19 protein-coding genes are annotated in these 16,885 nt (G+C 58.9%); all 19 read right to left on the bottom strand.

Annotation, left to right across the window (positions count from 1 at the left end; translation table 11 throughout):
• Window positions 1–54: 54 nt before the first annotated feature.
• Entirely contained in the window at window positions 55–945 is an 891-nt protein-coding gene (locus Q4T40_08690) for a MinD/ParA family protein (GenBank protein ID MDT8901312.1), read from the bottom strand.
• Between the two features lies 1 nt (window position 946).
• The gene (gene flhF / locus Q4T40_08685) at window positions 947–2,053 is read right to left on the bottom strand and encodes a flagellar biosynthesis protein FlhF (GenBank protein ID MDT8901311.1); all 1,107 of its coding nucleotides are present in this window, start codon (window positions 2,051–2,053) and stop codon (window positions 947–949) included.
• Window positions 2,054–4,117, bottom strand: coding sequence for a flagellar biosynthesis protein FlhA (gene flhA, locus Q4T40_08680; protein ID MDT8901310.1), 2,064 nt, complete (start codon window positions 4,115–4,117; stop codon window positions 2,054–2,056). It lies immediately after the preceding gene.
• A gap of 58 nt (window positions 4,118–4,175) precedes the next feature.
• Window positions 4,176–5,321: a flagellar biosynthesis protein FlhB gene (gene flhB / locus Q4T40_08675; GenBank protein MDT8901309.1), complete on the bottom strand. Its 1,146-nt coding sequence runs from the start codon at window positions 5,319–5,321 to the stop codon at window positions 4,176–4,178.
• Window positions 5,275–6,054 (bottom strand): flagellar biosynthetic protein FliR, encoded by a 780-nt coding sequence (fliR, locus tag Q4T40_08670; protein ID MDT8901308.1) that lies wholly within the window; start codon window positions 6,052–6,054, stop codon window positions 5,275–5,277. The genes flhB and fliR overlap by 47 nt, the downstream gene beginning before the upstream one ends.
• A gap of 19 nt (window positions 6,055–6,073) precedes the next feature.
• The gene (gene fliQ, locus Q4T40_08665) at window positions 6,074–6,343 is read right to left on the bottom strand and encodes a flagellar biosynthesis protein FliQ (protein MDT8901307.1); all 270 of its coding nucleotides are present in this window, start codon (window positions 6,341–6,343) and stop codon (window positions 6,074–6,076) included.
• A gap of 13 nt (window positions 6,344–6,356) precedes the next feature.
• The gene (fliP, locus tag Q4T40_08660) at window positions 6,357–7,103 is read right to left on the bottom strand and encodes a flagellar type III secretion system pore protein FliP (protein ID MDT8901306.1); all 747 of its coding nucleotides are present in this window, start codon (window positions 7,101–7,103) and stop codon (window positions 6,357–6,359) included.
• A 19-nt stretch (window positions 7,104–7,122) separates the two neighbouring features.
• Window positions 7,123–7,674, bottom strand: a complete 552-nt coding sequence (gene fliO, locus Q4T40_08655) for a flagellar biosynthetic protein FliO (protein MDT8901305.1) — start codon at window positions 7,672–7,674, stop codon at window positions 7,123–7,125.
• A gap of 1 nt (window position 7,675) precedes the next feature.
• Window positions 7,676–8,038, bottom strand: a complete 363-nt coding sequence (locus tag Q4T40_08650) for a response regulator (GenBank protein ID MDT8901304.1) — start codon at window positions 8,036–8,038, stop codon at window positions 7,676–7,678.
• Window positions 8,039–8,073: 35 nt separating this feature from the next.
• A complete protein-coding gene (gene fliY / locus Q4T40_08645) occupies window positions 8,074–9,234 on the bottom strand; it encodes a flagellar motor switch phosphatase FliY (GenBank protein ID MDT8901303.1) in 1,161 nt (386 codons plus the stop codon).
• Complete coding sequence (gene fliM, locus Q4T40_08640) at window positions 9,227–10,231, bottom strand: flagellar motor switch protein FliM (GenBank protein MDT8901302.1); 1,005 nt, start codon at window positions 10,229–10,231, stop codon at window positions 9,227–9,229. Before fliM ends, fliY begins: the two co-directional genes overlap by 8 nt.
• A gap of 30 nt (window positions 10,232–10,261) precedes the next feature.
• Window positions 10,262–10,732, bottom strand: coding sequence for a flagellar basal body-associated FliL family protein (locus Q4T40_08635; GenBank protein MDT8901301.1), 471 nt, complete (start codon window positions 10,730–10,732; stop codon window positions 10,262–10,264).
• 41 nt (window positions 10,733–10,773) lie between these two features.
• Complete coding sequence (locus tag Q4T40_08630) at window positions 10,774–11,553, bottom strand: flagellar motor protein (GenBank protein MDT8901300.1); 780 nt, start codon at window positions 11,551–11,553, stop codon at window positions 10,774–10,776.
• 13 nt (window positions 11,554–11,566) lie between these two features.
• A complete protein-coding gene (locus tag Q4T40_08625; GenBank protein MDT8901299.1) occupies window positions 11,567–11,764 on the bottom strand; it encodes a flagellar FlbD family protein in 198 nt (65 codons plus the stop codon).
• A 67-nt stretch (window positions 11,765–11,831) separates the two neighbouring features.
• A complete protein-coding gene (locus Q4T40_08620; protein MDT8901298.1) occupies window positions 11,832–13,460 on the bottom strand; it encodes a flagellar hook protein FlgE in 1,629 nt (542 codons plus the stop codon).
• Window positions 13,461–13,547: 87 nt separating this feature from the next.
• Entirely contained in the window at window positions 13,548–13,934 is a 387-nt protein-coding gene (locus Q4T40_08615; protein MDT8901297.1) for a TIGR02530 family flagellar biosynthesis protein, read from the bottom strand.
• Window positions 13,935–13,949: 15 nt separating this feature from the next.
• Window positions 13,950–14,687 (bottom strand): flagellar hook capping FlgD N-terminal domain-containing protein, encoded by a 738-nt coding sequence (locus Q4T40_08610; GenBank protein ID MDT8901296.1) that lies wholly within the window; start codon window positions 14,685–14,687, stop codon window positions 13,950–13,952.
• A gap of 17 nt (window positions 14,688–14,704) precedes the next feature.
• Window positions 14,705–16,216 (bottom strand): flagellar hook-length control protein FliK, encoded by a 1,512-nt coding sequence (locus Q4T40_08605; protein ID MDT8901295.1) that lies wholly within the window; start codon window positions 16,214–16,216, stop codon window positions 14,705–14,707.
• Between the two features lie 50 nt (window positions 16,217–16,266).
• Complete coding sequence (locus Q4T40_08600; GenBank protein ID MDT8901294.1) at window positions 16,267–16,875, bottom strand: magnesium transporter MgtE; 609 nt, start codon at window positions 16,873–16,875, stop codon at window positions 16,267–16,269.
• Window positions 16,876–16,885: the final 10 nt, after the last annotated feature.

Here is a 16,885-nt window from a genome sequence, read left to right as displayed (position 1 = left end):
ACTGCATAAAAATTGCGTCATATCGTCAAAATTACCACTGTTTCGACTTATTGGTCAGCGGATCAAATCAATAAACTTGCTGAAAAAACCCTTGATGCCGGAAGGCTGGTTGACCTCCCTGCCATACAGCAGACGCTGGGCGATATGGTCGAAGCAGCGTGCGGAAACAGTCTCCGGGTGGGCAACCACAACCGGCACCTGACTCTTGACCGCCTTCAGCACATTAGGATCCTCGAAAACGAACCCCAGATTGGTTACCCCCACCCCGAGAAACCTTTGCGCCACCTTGCCCAACTTATCGATGACCGTCTGCCCCTCTTCCGCTTCCAGTACCCGGTTGACAACCAGGCGGAGCGGCGCGCAGCCGTGATGGGCGGCATAAGCCTTTATCATCGCGTAGGCGTCGGCGATCGCCGTCGGCTCGGGCGTAGTTATGATAATCACCTCGTCGGCGGCCATCACGAAATTGAGAACATTGCGGTGCAGCCCGGCGCCCGTGTCGATAAGGATAATGTTGGCCCAACTGTCGAACAGCACCACCTCGCCAATGATCTTCTGAACCTGGGCATCGCTCAGATTGGCCAACTGATAGATGCCCGAGCCGCCGGACATGAACTTGATGCCCCGCGGGCCGTCCATGACGACATCATTGATGTCATAGCCGCCGTCGAGCAGGTTAAGAAGGTTGTACTTGGGCGTAAGCCCCAGCACAAACTCCACGTTGGCCAGCCCCAGATCGGCGTCGATTATCAGCACCTTTTGCCCCAGTTTGGCCAGAGCAAGGGCAAGATTGACGGTAAGGTTGGTCTTGCCAACCCCGCCTTTGCCGCTGGTAACAGTGATGACGCGCGCCCGGGATTCGGACTGCTTTATTATCGGGCTCTTGGGCGCCGCCTTCTGATAGCCGCGCGCCAATTGCCTGAGCCGCTCAGCTTGATCGCGCATGTCAGTCCCTCAAAATCATATTCGCCAGTTTTGCAGGGTTAGCCATTTCAATATCGTCTGGCACATTCTGACCGGTGGTGATATACGATAACGTTGTCGGGAACTGGTATAACAGATTGAACACCGTGCCGAAATTAGTCGCCTCGTCGATCTTCGTGAACAGAAACTTCTGCGGCGAACAGACGGAAAAACGGTTGACCGTTTCCAGCGCATCGGCATACTTGGTGGTCGAGCTCAAAACCAGGTGAGTCTCGATGTACGGGTCGACAGCCAGCAGCGCCTGCAACTCGGCCAACTGATAATGATTGCGGGGACTGCGGCCGGCGGTATCGATCAGCACCAGCCGTTTGTCGCGATGACGGTACAAGGCCGCCTTCATCTCATCAGGGGTATAGACTATATCGAGCGGTACATCGATGATATCGGCGTAAGTCTTCAATTGTTCCACAGCGGAAATCCGGTATGTATCGGCGGTCACCACCGCCAGCTTCAGACCCTGTCCGAAAGCAAAACTGGCGGCCAGCTTGGCGATCGTCGTCGTCTTGCCGACCCCTGTGGGGCCGATGAACGCCACGACCTTGCAACCTGACTCCGGGATGACGATGCCCTCCACCCGCTGCAAGTGGTTGGTCAGCCGTTCAAGCAGCAACTGGCGCACAAAAGCCGGGTTGGTCCCAGTCAGCGGCCCCTCTTCGGGAAGCCCCTGCACGAGATTTTCGGCAATCACGGCGTCAATATCGTTCCTGACCAGAAGCTCGTAAAGGGGATGGCGCTGTTTTTCCTGGCGCGGCAGCTTGGCGAGCACCTGCTCGACCAGCTTGCGCATATTCGAAATCTCCAACTGAAGAGCGGTTACCTTGGCGTCATCGTCGCTTTGCCGCGGCGGAACCAGCACCTGCGGGGCGGGCGCCTTGCGCTCGGGGACCGGCGCCGGAGGAGGCGTATCGAGCGCCGCCATAACCTCCACCATCTCCTTGCCGAAGAAGCCGAGAAAGCCGCCCCGGCGGAACCGGCGCGTGTGGAGAATAACCGCGTCACGGCCGAGATCTCCCTTGACCTGGGCCATGGCCTCCTGCATATTGCTGGCGGTAAAAACCTTGACCTTCACTTAAACTCTCACCATCCCAACGGCTTGCACTTCGATCTTCGGGTCCAGCTCAGCGTATGAAAGCACAATCAGGTTGGGCGCCACGCGCTCAGTCACCTTGCGGAAATACAGCCTGGTGGCCGGGCTTGCCAGCACCACCGGCTGATAGCCGAGATTAGTGAGCTTCGGCAACTCGTTCGACAAACTGTTGACAATCGCCTGCACCGTCGAAGGATCAAGGGCGACGTACGAACCCTGCTCGGTCCGCTGCACCGCGTTATTGATCGTATTCTCAAGCTGGGGGTCCACCGTCAGGCAGGCCAGGACATTGTTATAGATGAACTGCCGGGAAATCTGGCGGGCGAGCGCGTGGCGCACATATTCGGCCAGCACCTCGGTATCCTTCGTGGACGGCGCATAATCGGCCAGCGTCTCGAAAATAGTCACCAGATCGCGAATAGAAATCCGCTCCCGGAGTAAGTTTGCCAGCACCTTCTGGATATCGCCCAGCGACATCAGATTAGGCACAAGCTCGTCCACCACCGCCGGATTCGACTGCTTGACAGACTCTACAAGCGTCTGAACCTCCTGGCGGCCGATGATCTCCGCCGCGTGACCCTTGATAATCTCCGTAAGGTGAGTCGCCAGCACCGACACCGAATCCACGACCGTATAGCCGGCCAGCTCAGCCTGCTCGCGCTCGCTCTCCTGGATCCACAACGCCGGCAAGCCGAAAGCGGGCTCGAACGTCTCGATGCCGCTGATCTCCTCCGCCACCGTGCCCGGGTTCATGGCCATATAATGGTCGGGCAGCAACTCGCCCTTGGCCACCTCCACCCCGCGCAACTTAATAACATAAGCGTTGGGTTTGAGCTGAATATTGTCGCGGATACGGATCGTCGGCACCACCAGGCCGAGTTCGAGAGCGCACTGGCGGCGGATCATCACGATCCTGTCCAGCAAATCGCCGCCCTGGCTGACGTCCACCATCGGTATAAGACTGTAGCCGATCTCCAGCTCCATCGGGTCGACAGCCAGCAGGGAAACAACATTCTCCGGCTTGCGGACCTCCTCGTTCTCCTTCTCCTCGCGGCGGGAAACCTCCGTCTCCGCGTCGCTCTTCGCGGTCTTCATCAGCACGAACGCGATAACGCCGCAAAGCACGCTCAGCACGAAGAACGGAAACCCCGGCAGGCCTGGCACCAAGCCCAGCCCGGCGAGAACGGCGGCGGCGATCATAAACACGCGCGGGTTGGTCAACAACTGGCCGACAATATCGTGGCCGAGATTGTAATCCGAGGCGGCGCGGGTCACCACGATGCCGGTCGCCGTCGAAATCAGCAGCGCCGGAATCTGATTGACAAGACCTTCGCCCACCGTCAACAGCGTATAAGTCGAAAGCGCCTGGAAAATATCCATATTGCGCTGCAGCATGCCGATAGCGAAACCGCCGACGATATTTATTATTATTATTATTATCGCGGCGATCGCATCGCCCTTGACGAATTTACTGGCGCCGTCCATCGCGCCGTAAAAATCCGCCTCCCGCTGGATGTTGCGGCGACGCTGGCGGGCCTCGGCGTCATTGATGAGGCCGGCGTTGAGGTCGGCGTCGATGCTCATCTGTTTGCCGGGCATGGCGTCCAGCGTGAAGCGCGCGCCCACCTCGGCGACGCGCTCGGCGCCGCGGGTTATGACGATGAACTGAATAATGATAAGGATGACGAACACGATAAAGCCGACCAGCGCATTGCCGCCGACAACGAAATTGCCGAACGCCAAGATGACGTCTCCGGCATAACCGTCGAGCAGAATGAGCCTTGTCGACGAAACATTCAACGATAACCGGAAAAGCGTCGTAATCAGCAGCAGCGACGGAAAAACAGACAACTGCAGCGGTTCGGTGTTATAAATCGCCACCATCACGATGATCAGCGCGAAAGTAATGTTAAAAGTAAGCAGAATATCAAGGAGAAGCGGTGGCACGGGGATAATCATCATCACCACCACCGTGATGATAGCAATGGCTATGAATATGTCGCTGTAGCGTAAAATTGCCGCAAATGGCGAAGTCTGCGTAGCCACTTATCTCCGCTCCTTCCTCATTGAATTGCTTCCCAACGACGGCGGACACCGCCTGCGATCAGGACAGCCGCCGTTTGAGTCTGATAATGTAAGCCAGAACCTCGGCAACAGCCTGGTAAAGCTCGGGCGGGATGGGCTCTCCCACCTCCACGGTCGAATACAGCGTACGGGCGAGGGGCTTGTTCTCCACAATCGCCACCCGGTTTTCGCGCGCCACCTGCTTGATGCGTTCGGCCAGGAAATCCTGCCCTTTGGCGACAACCTCAGGAGCGGCCATCGACTTATCGTACTTTATCGCCACCGCGAAATGGGTCGGGTTGGTGATAACCGCGGTCGCCTTCGGCACCTCCTGCATCATTCGCCGCAGCGCCATCGCCCGTTGGCGTTCCTTGATCTTCCCCTTGATCTGCGGGTTGCCCTCAGTCTGCTTGAATTCCTCCTTGACCTCCTGCTTGGACATCCGCAGACCCTTGTTGTGCTCCCACCATTGGTAAAAATAGTCCATCGCGGCAAGCACGAGGATTACCGCGCCGATTTCCAGCGCCAGATCGGCAACCAGACCGGCGATATAACGCAGCGTATCCAGCAAATCGACGCTGATCAACTGCGGCACCAGGTCCGTCTCCTTGATGACGAAGCGGTACACAAAATAAGAAATGATGCCGATCTTGAACAGCGACTTAAACAACTCGACGATGGAACGCAGCGAAAACAGGCGTTGGAAGCCCTTGATGGGATTGATGCGGTCAAGTTGGGGCATCAGAGGTTCGAACGTCAGCACGAACCCCACCTGGAGTATGTTAACCGCCAGCGAAATGACGAGCACCGACAGCATCACCGGCAGGACAATCTTCAAACAAACCAAGCCCAACTGCAGGAACAGGAGATGAACGCTATTGATGGTGAAATCCGCCGTGGCCAAGTTGGTAAAAATGAACCGCATATAAGAGGAAATCGTGTCATACATATACGGACTAAGCAATTTCAGGGCCAGAAAAGCGGTCAGAATAACGAACGCTGTGCTGATCTCGGTGCTCTTGGCGACCTGCCCTCGTTGGCGGGCCTCCTGCTTGCGCTTCGGGGTGGCCTCCTCCGTCTTCTCCTGATTAAAAAGCTGCAGGTCGAAAACGGCCAGCCTGTACCGGCGCTCCCCGCCGTCAGCGGACAGCCGACAAGAAGCGGTAGAGATCCTGGTACATGCCATTGAAGCCCACCTCCATCATCGCGACATAAAACGGCAGCGCCATCATCAGGGCAAAAGTGCCGATAATCAGCTTCGCCGGGATGCCGACAACGAAAATATTCATCTGCGGCATGGTGCGCGCCAGGATGCCGAACGCCACCTCGGTGAGAAGCAGCGAAGCCAGCACCGGCACCGAAATCTTAAAAGCGATGGTGAAAGCGCCGCTCACCAGATCGAGGATAAACCCCGCCAGCGACGCCGGGATGACCACCCCGGTCACCGGCACCAGCTTAAAGCTAGCCACCAGCGCACTCAGTACCACATGATGGCCGTTGGTCGCCAGGAAAACCATCAGCGCCAGGATATACTTGAAATTGCCCAGGAGCGGAATCTGCTGACCGAACTGCGGGTCGAAAACATTGACCATACCGAAGCCGATCTGCATATCGAGAACATGCCCGGCCATCTGGACGGCCTGCATGATCAGCGAACTCACAAAACCAAAAATAAGTCCGAGGAGAAACTCGCCGGCCACCAGCGCGGCATAGCCAAAAACGGTATCGGGAATGACCGTGGCGGCGGAATAGACCGCCGGAAAAAGAATGTACGACAGCATCATCGACAACCCCGCCTTGGCATAAACGGGGATATTGGTGCTGCCCAGAAACGGCGTAACCGAGAAAATACCGCTGATGCGGGCGAAGATCAGCAGAAAAAAACTTGTCTGGTTAAGAAGAACCGCTACTATGTCCACCCGCTGATCCCACCTCCGCCTAGCGAATCATCTGCGGCAGATTAATCAGCAGCTCGCGGGTGTACCCCACCAACAGGCTGAGCATCCACGGCCCGAACAACAGCACCGCCACAAACACGGCCATAATCTTCGGCACGAAACTGAGCGTCTGCTCCTGAATCTGGGTAATCGCCTGAAAAATACTCACAAGCACGCCCACCAACAAGCCCAGTCCGAGCATCGGCGCCGAAACCAGCATCACCATCACCAGCGCCTCGCGGCCGACCTCAATCGCCAGATCGTTGGACATCGCCCGTCCCCCCCTAGTTGAAGCTCGTAACCAGCGACCGGATAATCAGGTGCCAGCCGTCGACGAGAATAAAGAGCAGAATCTTGAACGGCATAGAAATCATAACCGGCGGCAGCATCATCATCCCCATCGACATCAGCGTGCTGGCCACGACCATATCGATGACAATAAACGGGATATAAATCAGAAACCCGATCTGGAAAGCGGTCTTCAGCTCACTGATGACAAAAGCCGGGATAAGGGTCGAAGTAGGAACATCCTCCTGCGAATTGGGCCGGGGCGCGTCGGAAATATTGACAAACAAGGCCAGGTCGTTCTCCCGCGTCTGCTTGAACATAAACTCGCGCATCGGCTTCATCGCCGCCGTCAATGCGGCGTCCTGGCTCAGCTTGCCGGCGATATAAGGCTGCAGGGCGTTCTGGTTGACCTGGTTCCAATAAGGCGACATCGTAAAAAACGTCAGAAACAGCGCGAGTCCGACCAGAACCTGGTTCGGCGGCATCTGCTGCGTCGCCAGCGCGCTGCGCACAAACGACAGCACGACAATGATGCGGGTAAAGGACGTCATCATTATTAAAATTGACGGTGCCAGCGAAAGCACAGTCAATACGAAAAGCACCTGAAGGCTCAAAGCGACATCGCGGGGATTATTGGCCGCTTCGACGCCGATGTTGATATTCGGCACAGGGACAAGAGGAGCGCCCTGCACCGCCGCCTGAGCGAACAGGCAGAATAGCGCAGACAAACCGGTTATCGTTATAAGGCGTCTTGACACTCGCTTACCTCTTCTCGCGGTCGATTTCGTTATCGCCCCGGCTGTACTGGCCGAAAACGCCCGGGAACTTGTTGCCCATCTGCTGCAAAGATGCAAGCTGCCGTTTGAAAACCGTATCGAACTGGCCCATCGCAAGCGGCGGAGCGGTGGTCCTCAGCTTGTCGATCATCTCGGGGTCGGTGATTTCCTGCAAAAAATTGACACTATGGTCCGTCACGCCCAGTATCAAAAATTTGCCGGCCACCTCCACCACAAATACCCCCCGGTTTTGCCCGAGCGGCAGAGATACCAGCACCCGGTTGTCGCCCATCCCGTTCATCCGCCCCATCCGCTGCCCAAGAAAACGCGACGTAAAGAAAGCGAGCGCGATGACGACGGCAAAGGTAACCAATAAAGTAATTACATAAGCGACGGTCGAAAGCCACGACGAGCCGGCAGGCTTGGGCTCCTGATAAGACAGATATTCCCCTCCCTGCCCCGCCGCCAGCGCCGTGCCGCACAGGCAAAGCACCGCCAGCACTATCGCCGCCAACCGCCAAAAATTACGACTGCTCATATCAGCCGATGGCTTTGCGGATAGCTTCCAACACCCTGTCCGGCTGGAACGGCTTGACGATGAAATCGCGGGCCCCCGACTGGATAGCCTCGATAACCATAGCCTGCTGGCCCATAGCGCTGCACATGATGACCTTCGCGCCCGGATCGATCTTCTTTATCTGCTTCACGGCCGAAATCCCGTCCATCTCAGGCATCGTAATATCCATCGTCGTCAAATCGGGGCGCAGTTCCTGAAACTTCTCCACCGCCTTGGCGCCGTTCTCCGCCTCGCCCACAACCTCGAACCCGTTCTTAGTCAGGATATCCTTGATCATCATCCGCATAAACGCTGCATCATCCACTATCAGGACCTTAATTGCCATAACTCATTCGCTCCCTCTTATAATTTCGTCTGAGACTACTGTAGGGTCGTCCGGTCAAGCTGGCCGATAATCTCGGTAACCCGCACACCGAAATTCTCATCAATGACCACAACTTCGCCTTTGGCGATCTGCTTGCCGTTCACCAGGATATCCACCGGTTCGCCGGCCAACTTATCGAGTTCGACCACCGAGCCGGGGGCGAGTTCGAGAATCTCGCGGATGAGTTTGCGGGTCCGGCCCAGCTCCACCGTAACCTGCAGCGGCACATCCAGGATAAGCCCGATATTCGTATCCGTCACCGGCAGCATCGTCGGCTTGAGCGGCGCAAACTGGACCGGCTGCACCACCACATTGGGCGGCACCGCCGCCGACGCCGCCGGCATCGCCACCATCGTCTGCGGAGGCGGCATCATCGGCTGGGGTGTCGGTTGCGGCATGGGTTGCTGCGAAGGCGCGGCCGCGACCGGCATAGGCTGAGGCGAAGGGGGAGCCGCAGGAGCGGGAGCAGCGGCCGGCTGAGGCGCGGCGTTAGCCTCCACCACCCCGATCAGGTTGGACACCATCTCCTTGGCGACATCCAGCGAAACCAGCTGCATAATCTCGCTATCGATCAGATCCTCGACCTCCATGCGGAAAGACACTTCCACCATGGGCTCGTCGGGGCTCGTCACACTGGTGATATTGGCGTCGCCCGAGAAATCCAGCAGATTGCAGGCCGGAGGCGCGATATCGATCTTCTTCTTGAAAACCGTCGACATCGACGTCGCCACCGAACCCATCATCTGATTCATCGCCTCGGACACCGCGCTCATATACAGCTCGTTCAGCTCGGCCGGCGGATTAGTGCCGTCGCCGCCCATCATCAGATCGGAAATAATCAGCGCGTCCTGCTCGCGGATCGCCAGGATATTACTGCCGGTCAACCCGTGGGTATACCCCACCTCAATGACCAGATACGGCAGCGGGTACTGCTTCTTTATCTCGTTGATGCTCGAAATGCGCACCTTAGGAGTAGTGATGGACACGCGGCGGCTCAGCAGGATCGACAGCGTCGTCGCCGCGCTGCCCATCGAGATATTGCCTATTTCGCCCATCGCATCCTTTTCGATGTCGCTAAGGTCTCCCTCGCCGCTCGCGACAGGTTCCCCACGCAACAAGGCGTCTATCTCTTCTTGCGAAAGAAAGCCGTTATTCATCACCATCTTCTCCTTTGGATATTATTTGCGTTATCTGCACAGCCAGCTTCTTGCCGGAGATACCCGGCTTGCAGCGGAACTTCTCGTTGCTGCCGACCACTATTTTCAGATCGTCTTCCACCCTCGTCTCCAACTGGAGCACATCGCCCGGGTTCAGCCCCAGCAGCTCGTGGACGTTCACGCCGATACAGCCCAGCTCCACCACGATCGGAATAAGCGTTCTCTCCAGCTTGCGCTGCAGGGCGTTGATATTCTCGTCCGTCAGCTGCTTGGCCATTGACGAAGCCACCCAGTAAGTAGTCGACAGCTTCGACATAATCGGCTCAAGCACCAGATACGGGATGCAAATGTTCAGCAGCCCCTCCGCCTGGCCGATTTTCGCCTGCAGCGTAATGATGACCACCATATCGTTGGGCGGCACGATCTGCGTAAACTGAGGATTGGTCTCGATCGCGTCCATCCGCGGCTCCAGGGCGATCACCTGCTTCCACGCCTCCGTGAAACTCTCCAGCGTTTTCGCCAGCACCCTTTTAACGATGACCTCCTCGATATCCGTAAGAGGGCGGGGCTTGGCGGGTGGTAACCCGGGGCCGCCGAACAGGCGGTCGATGATCGAAAACACGATGTTCGGATTAAGCTCCAGAAGCACGCTGCCCTTCAGGGGACGCATCTGGAAGATGCTGATAACGCTGGGGTTGGGCAGCGAGCGGATGAACTCCTCATATGTAAGCTGATCGACCGAAGCAACATTGATATTGACGAACGAGCGGAGGTGAGCAGCCAGGTATGTATTGAGAAGACGGGCAAAATTCTCGTGAAGCATGTATAAAGTGCGGATCTGATCCTTGGAGAACTTGTCCGGGCGCTTGAAGTCGTACACCTTGACCTTGCGCTGGGTCTGCTCGATCTTCATCTCTTCCGCCGAAACGACACCGGTCGACAAAGCTGACAACAACTCGTCTATTTCCGACTGGGAAAGCACGTCGGAACCTGCCACGTAACCACCTCCTTCCGCGTGGTCGAAACCTTACTGGAGCACGAAATTCGTGATAAAGACCTCATAAACCCGATCCTCGCCCAAGGCCTTATTAACCTCAGCCTTGATAAGCTCTTTCAGCCGTTCCTGGCGGGACGGCTCGAAATCCTCGACCTTCTGGGACCGCAGCAGCTGCACCACCGCGTCTAGTGATTTAATTTCATCGGGCGAGGCGCCTTTTCCTCCTGGAGCCGGCGCATTCTTCGCAGGTTTTAGCTCTAATATGACACCGATTTTCAAATATCGACCCGAGGTCACGCCGCCGATATTCACGATCAGCCCTTCCTTGGGATCGCCGAGCTTCAGGAACACTCCCGGCTCACGCGCTGCCTTCCCTTCCGACCGGGTACTGATCACCTTCGTAGCGATGAAGTACGAAATACCGCCGGCTAAAATCAGCCCAACGACAATCAGACCGACAATCAACATCACTGAAAACTTCTTGCCGCCTTCTTCGGCCATGCCACAACCCCTCCAGTCATATGTATATCATCGGTCAGAACCTAATCATCGGCCTGAGCCTGCGGTTTTTTCCTCTTCGTAGGCGCCAGGAAAGCCTCCAGCTTCTCTTCGACGATGCGCGGATTGTCCCCGGCCTGGACAGACAGGATACCCTCCAGAGTAACCTCATACACAAGCACCTGATGGGCGCTGCGGTTCTTCAGCTTGCCGGCGATCGGCAGGAAAAAGATATTCGCGGAAAAAATGCCGTACAGCGTCGCGAGAAACGCCGTGGAAATTGCCGGTCCGAGCGACTCGGTATCCGTCAGGTTGCCCAGCACGTGCACCAGGCCCATAACCGTCCCGATGATACCCATCGTCGGCGCATAGCCGCCGGCGGCGTCGAAAATACTCGCGCCCTTGTGGTGGCGCTCCTGGATGAAAGCCAGCTCCGTCTCCATAATGCTGCGGACCAGCTCGGCGTCCGTGCCGTCGATAACGAGCTGCATGCCCTTTTTGAGGAACTTGTCTCCGATCCCGTTCAGGTCTTCCTCCAGAGCCAGCAGGCCTTCGCGGCGGGCCTTCTCCGCAAAGCTAACCAGCGTCGCGATCAGGCTGCTCACGTCGTGCTTCTCGTCCTTGAAGGCGATTCGCATCAGCGTCGGCACCGTCTTAAGCTCCTCAAGAGTAAACCCGATGGCGGTCGCGCCGATCGTGCCGCCGAAGATGACCACGAACGCCGGCAGGCTGATAAGGCTGACAAGATGCCCGCCCTCCAGAACCACTGAAATCAGCAGTGCCCCGATGCCGACCACCAGGCCGAGAATTGTCGTCAAATCCATACCAGCACCTCAACTATCGCGTATTGCGGAACATCGCCCGGCGGTATTCCATTACCCGCCGCACCACCTCGTCCATCCCTTCGGCGACGATCAGCTTCTTGCCGTTCGTGAGCGTTATCACCGTATCCGGAGTTTCTTCGATAGTTTCGATCAGTTCGGCGTTCAACACAAAATCGTGATCGTGTGATTTGAACTTGGTCAGCTTAATCATCCATAAGCCCCCTTATAACCCCGCCCGCGGGCGGGAGTGAAAACACCCCCGCCCCGGGCCCGGGGAATTACCGTTTCAGATTCGCCAGCTCCTGCAGCATCTCGTCGGTTACCGTAATAATCTTCGAGTTAGCCTGGAAGCCGCGCTGGGTGATGATCATATTCGAAAACTCGTTCGCCAGATCGACGTTGGCCATCTCCAGCGTGCCGGGGTTGAACTTCCCGCGGCCGCCGGTGCCGCTCTCGCCGACCTGGGCCACGCCCGAGTTGTTCGACTCGGCGAACAGATTCTCGCCCACCTTGTTGAGACCGGCCGGGTTGTTGAAGGTCGCCAGCGCCACCTTGGCCAGATTCTGGCTTTGGCCGTTGGTGAACTTGCCGACGATGATCCCCGACGGGTCGATCGACGTCGTGTCGAGCGTACCGGCCGCGTAACCGTTCTGGCCCGTCGCCTGCACCGTCGAACTGCCGCCGAACTGGGTGATATCCATATCAAGAGCTATCGACATCGGATCTGCGCCGGTGGTGGTGAAACCGACAGGTCCCGTGGTTCCCGCGCCGGTGGTAGCAACGGGATTAAAGATGGCTGCCGCCGCTGTTGGCGCAGTACCATTTGTCAAATTGAGGTTATATGTTGTCCCATCAGGAGCAACAAAGCTCTTTGTCGTTGGATCGGCAGCAAGAGTGCCAAAACGGTACGCGCCTCCAACCCAGGTAAGATTGCCTGAATCGATCGGCGTCGTGGAGGAGCTGCTTGGGTCGGTAATGCTATATGTCCAAGACGATGCACCGGTATTCGTGAAAGTGACCTTGAACGCATGCGGCATGCCGTCGCTGCCGAAAACGGTGAAGTTGTGCGAGGACGTGGTTCCGACGCTCGTATTGTCCAGCTTAAAATCGGCAGCCGCGGCGAAATTAAGTGTGCGGCGGGCCGGGTCGGCCGTCATCGCCACGTTCGTCACGCTGGCCAGCGTTCCGTCGGTATTGAAGGTTATCTCCCGCAGCGAGTTGGTCACTGCGCCGGTCGCGTCAGGGACCTGGACATAACCCAGCCAAGTGTTGGTGCCGGTCTTGACGAACGTCTGCTTGACCTCGTGGCTGTTGCCGAGCGAGTCGTACACGTCCCGCGAAGTGTTGATCGTTGTGCCGATAGCCGCATCGGCCGACAGGTTGTTGGCGTAGGTGATCTCTGTCGACGCTTTGGCCGGCATGGCCGCCCCGACCGGGATCTGGATGTTCGAGACATCGCCGGCGGTGTTAATGACGCCGGTGTTGTCGGCCATCCAGCCCATCACCTTGTAGCCGGTGCCGGGCACCAGATAGTTGCCGTCGGTGTCGAAGTCGAAGTTGCCGGCGCGGGTGTAGATTTTCTGGGCGCCGTTGCCAAGGATGAAGAAACCCGAACCCTGGATCGACAGGTCCGTACCCTTGCCGGTCGGCTGGAACGAGCCGTCGGTGAAGATGGTGTCAATGCTGGCCAGGCCCATGCCGAGGCCGACCTGCATCGGGTTGGTGCCGCCGCGGTTGCCCTGGGCGGACGCCGCGCCGGTGATCGTCTGGCTTAAGACATCCTGAAACTGCACGCGGCTGCCTTTAAAACCGACGGTGTTTACGTTGGCGATGTTGTTGCCGATTACGTCCATGCGGGTCTGGTGGTTCCTCAGGCCCGAGACGCCGGAAAACAGCGAACGCATCATAACAAATGACCTCCCTAAATTCTTGCGCGCGTTGCGCCGGCCGCGTCATTCGTTCGGCGGCCGGGGGGCTTCCCGAGAGGTCCAGCCCTACACAATCACTGCGCTGTCGATGTTGGTGAAAACATTATCTCTGATATTGGCGCCATCCATGGCCGTGATGACCGTCCGGTTCTTGACGCTTACCACAAGCGCCAGGTTGTTCATCAGGATGAGCGAGTCGCGCGCCCCTTTCTGGGCCGCCTTGTCCACCGCCCCGGAAATCTTGGCGAGATCGCCGCGGTCAAGCTGGATGTTGCGGCTCGATAACCGCTGCAGAGCGTGCTGGGAAAACTTCACCCCGGTCAGCTCCTGGGCGAGCACCTGATTGAACGACTGGCCTTCGGGCGTCTTTGCGGAAGGCTGCGCTGGCGGCGCCTGGCCGGGCTTCTGGACCGGCAGAAGCGGTTGCTGATAGTAGATGCGATTGTCGGTCATACCCGTGCGCCCCCTTTACGCGTTCATTACCTCGGCCACCTGTCCTACGCTGATCAGGCTGCCTTCGATGACCAGCTTCTTGTTGCTGTCGAACCCGGTCACCTTGCCGGAAAGCACATGTCCGTCGGCGTCAGCCCAGGTCACCGTCTTGCCGACTAGCTCATCGAGATTCTCCGGCACCGTCTCCTTGATCCTGGATATGTCCAGCAGCGTGTCCTCAAGCTGGAGCTTCGGCTGGCCGTTCACCATCTTGACCGACTTGACCGTGCCACTGAGATTGTAGCCCAAACCGGTGTTAAAATCGACCGTCTTGCCGATCAACGCCGTGGCCCGTGCCATAAGCTCGGTGGTGTCCACCAGCGGCTCGACGGTGGCAACCTTGTCGACATCGATCTGAGTGTCGCCGATCATCAGCTTCGGCTGGCCGTTGACTATCTGGACTCCGGTAACAACGCCGGATAGTAACTCGCCTTTGTCGTTGGCCCACGTCACCAGCGAGCCGATCATGCTCGTCGCCTTCGTCGTCTGCATCATCGTGTTCATGTTCTGCATCTGCTCCAGGCCGGAAAACTGCGCCATCTGGGCGATGAAATCCGTGTCGTTCATCGGCGAGAGCGGGTCCTGGTTTTGCAGCTGGGTGATCAGCAGCTTCAGAAACTCGTCCTTGCCCATGGAATCGTTGGCCTGCCGTGTCGTCGTCGTCCCTGTGTCCGTCGTGCCTGTCGTCTGACCCGTGCCGTATACTGTCGACATTTTCTCCCTCCTTTCCCTTATACTCGGTAATCGATGCCCGTCCCGCCGGCTGTCGTCCGGGCGCTGACCGCCGTGGCCGCGGCTAGCGGTTCGGCATAAGCATCGTCGCCGCTCGGCCGGCGCGCCGGCTGCGGCATCTGCTGCTGGGGCGCGTGACGCTGGTCGTTGGCGAAGAAGTGATCGAGAGAAGCATACACGCCCACGTTGTCGACCTTCAGTCCCTGGTTGGCCATATCCTGCCTCAGTTGGGGCAGCGAAGCCTCGATGGCGGCGCGGACCTCGGAATTCGAACTGTGGAAGGTGGCGCTGACCGCACCGCTGTCCACCACGATCTTCAGCGTCAGCTCGCCTAAGTGTTCGGGCTTGAGCTTGATGACCATCTCGCTGTTCTCGGCCCGGGTAATCAGACGGGCGTGGTCGACGATCTGGCCGGCGACATCGTGCGGGTCCTGAGCGGGTGCCGATTGCGCGCCCTGCGGGGCGGCAGCGTCGTTAGCCGCGTTGGCCCGGCTGGCCGCCTGCTCCATGAGGCCGGCGAACACCTGACTGGCGTTAGCTGGTTGCGGTTGCGGCGCGTCGCTTGGCGGCGTCTGCTGGAAACTCTCGGCCGTCTGCGCTCCGTCGTCGCCCGAAGACGGCGACTTGCCGCCCGCGGCAGCCTGCACCGGCGCTGCCTGTGTCGCCTGCGCGGCGGACGCTTCATGAGCGTTCGTCTCTGCGGCGGTTGGCGAGGGCGCTGGAGCGGACTCCACTTGCTTGTGCGGCTCGCCCGCTATCGCCGCCTGCGTTACCGCTGCCGGCGACGTCTGTTGCTGCCCTGCCGCCTCCTGACTTGGCGCGTCTGTCGCGGGTTGCGCGACCGGCGCCGGCATATCCGTTGCGGTCGGAACAGGCATTGTCTGCATCTCGGGACTCGGGGCGGTTGCCGTCGCCGGGGTTGCCGAAGGTACTGCGGGAGCGGTCGGAGCATCCTGCCCGGCAGGCAGTGTCTGTCCGCCGGTGAAGGCCGGCGTCTGTTGCAGGGACTGCTGGCCGGTAAAGGCCGGCATCTGCTGCGGCGTTTGCGCCCCTTCCCGGCCGGCCGGCTGGCTTACCGCCTCAGGCAAAACCGACTGAGGAGCGACAGGTGGCACGGGAACGGCAGTTTGTGGCGTCGGCAAGGTCTGAACTGCTTGGGAAGCCTGGCCCAGCGCGGTCTGTATCGGCGCGATCGCCCCTGCCTGCTCCTGGGCTGCCTGCGGCTGCGGCGCGGCCTGCTGCGGTCCCGCCGTCACCTGCAGCGACGCCAGCAGCGCGGCGAAATTCAACATCCCCGGTGAAACCGCCGGAGCGGACTCGCCGTCGGGCGTGGTCTCCGCGTCCGCTTTCACGCCTTCGCCCCCCTGCGGCTGCCCGGTGTCCACCAGACCGGCGAACATCGCCCCGAAGCCGCCGTCGTCCTTGCCCGGCGAAGCAGCGGGTTTTGCCTGCCCTTTCGGCGGCGCGGCCGGCGGGGCCTCGAAGGCCACTTGCATCAAAGCTGCATCCATTAATTCACCTCCTTTCCGTGAAGCTATCTATATACCAAAAGGCCGGCCACTTACATGGTCTTGCCTTTCAGCATATCCTGAGTGAGGCGGGCGGCCCGCCGGGCGTCGAAAAGCGACATTATCTTGGCCACCTGGCTGTCCTCCATCTTTCCGAGGATCGCCAGGACGGTCGGGTCGTCGAGCTGATTGAGGATCGGCACCGCCTCGTCGGGCTTCATCTCGGAGTATAGGCGGGCCAGCCGGGAAATGCGCTTGGCCTCCTCCTTCTTCGCTTTCGCCTCCCTGGCCTTTAGCTCTTCAGTCGATACGGCGGCGGGGGCGGGAGCCGGGGCGGCCTGGACCGCCGGCGCGGTTTCCGGCGCTGGCGCCGGTTTCTCCGCCGCCGCTTCGGGCGGCAGGTCGACGGTCGCGAAATTGGTCGCCGGCTGCTTAGCGAAGTAACGGCCGATTACCGGGTAAGTGGCCAGTTTGTAGCGGGCGGCCAGCGCGTCTAAATCGACGAACTTCAGGTACACCGCGGCGGCGAAACCGCCGCCGGCCAGCATCAGCACCGCCAGCAGCGCCAGCAGGGCCTTGAGAAGAAAGCGGAACCTTTTTTTCTTGGCCGCCCCTTTCGCGACCGGTTTATCTTTTTCAGGCGGTTTTATTTTTTCAGCCATGGACGGTATC

Source organism: Selenomonadales bacterium 4137-cl, assembly GCA_032334055.1.
Lineage (GTDB): Bacteria > Bacillota > Negativicutes > Sporomusales > UBA7701 > Anaeroselena > Anaeroselena agilis.
Note: the sequence above shows the minus strand (reverse complement) of the source record. Positions and strands in the feature narration are given on the sequence as shown.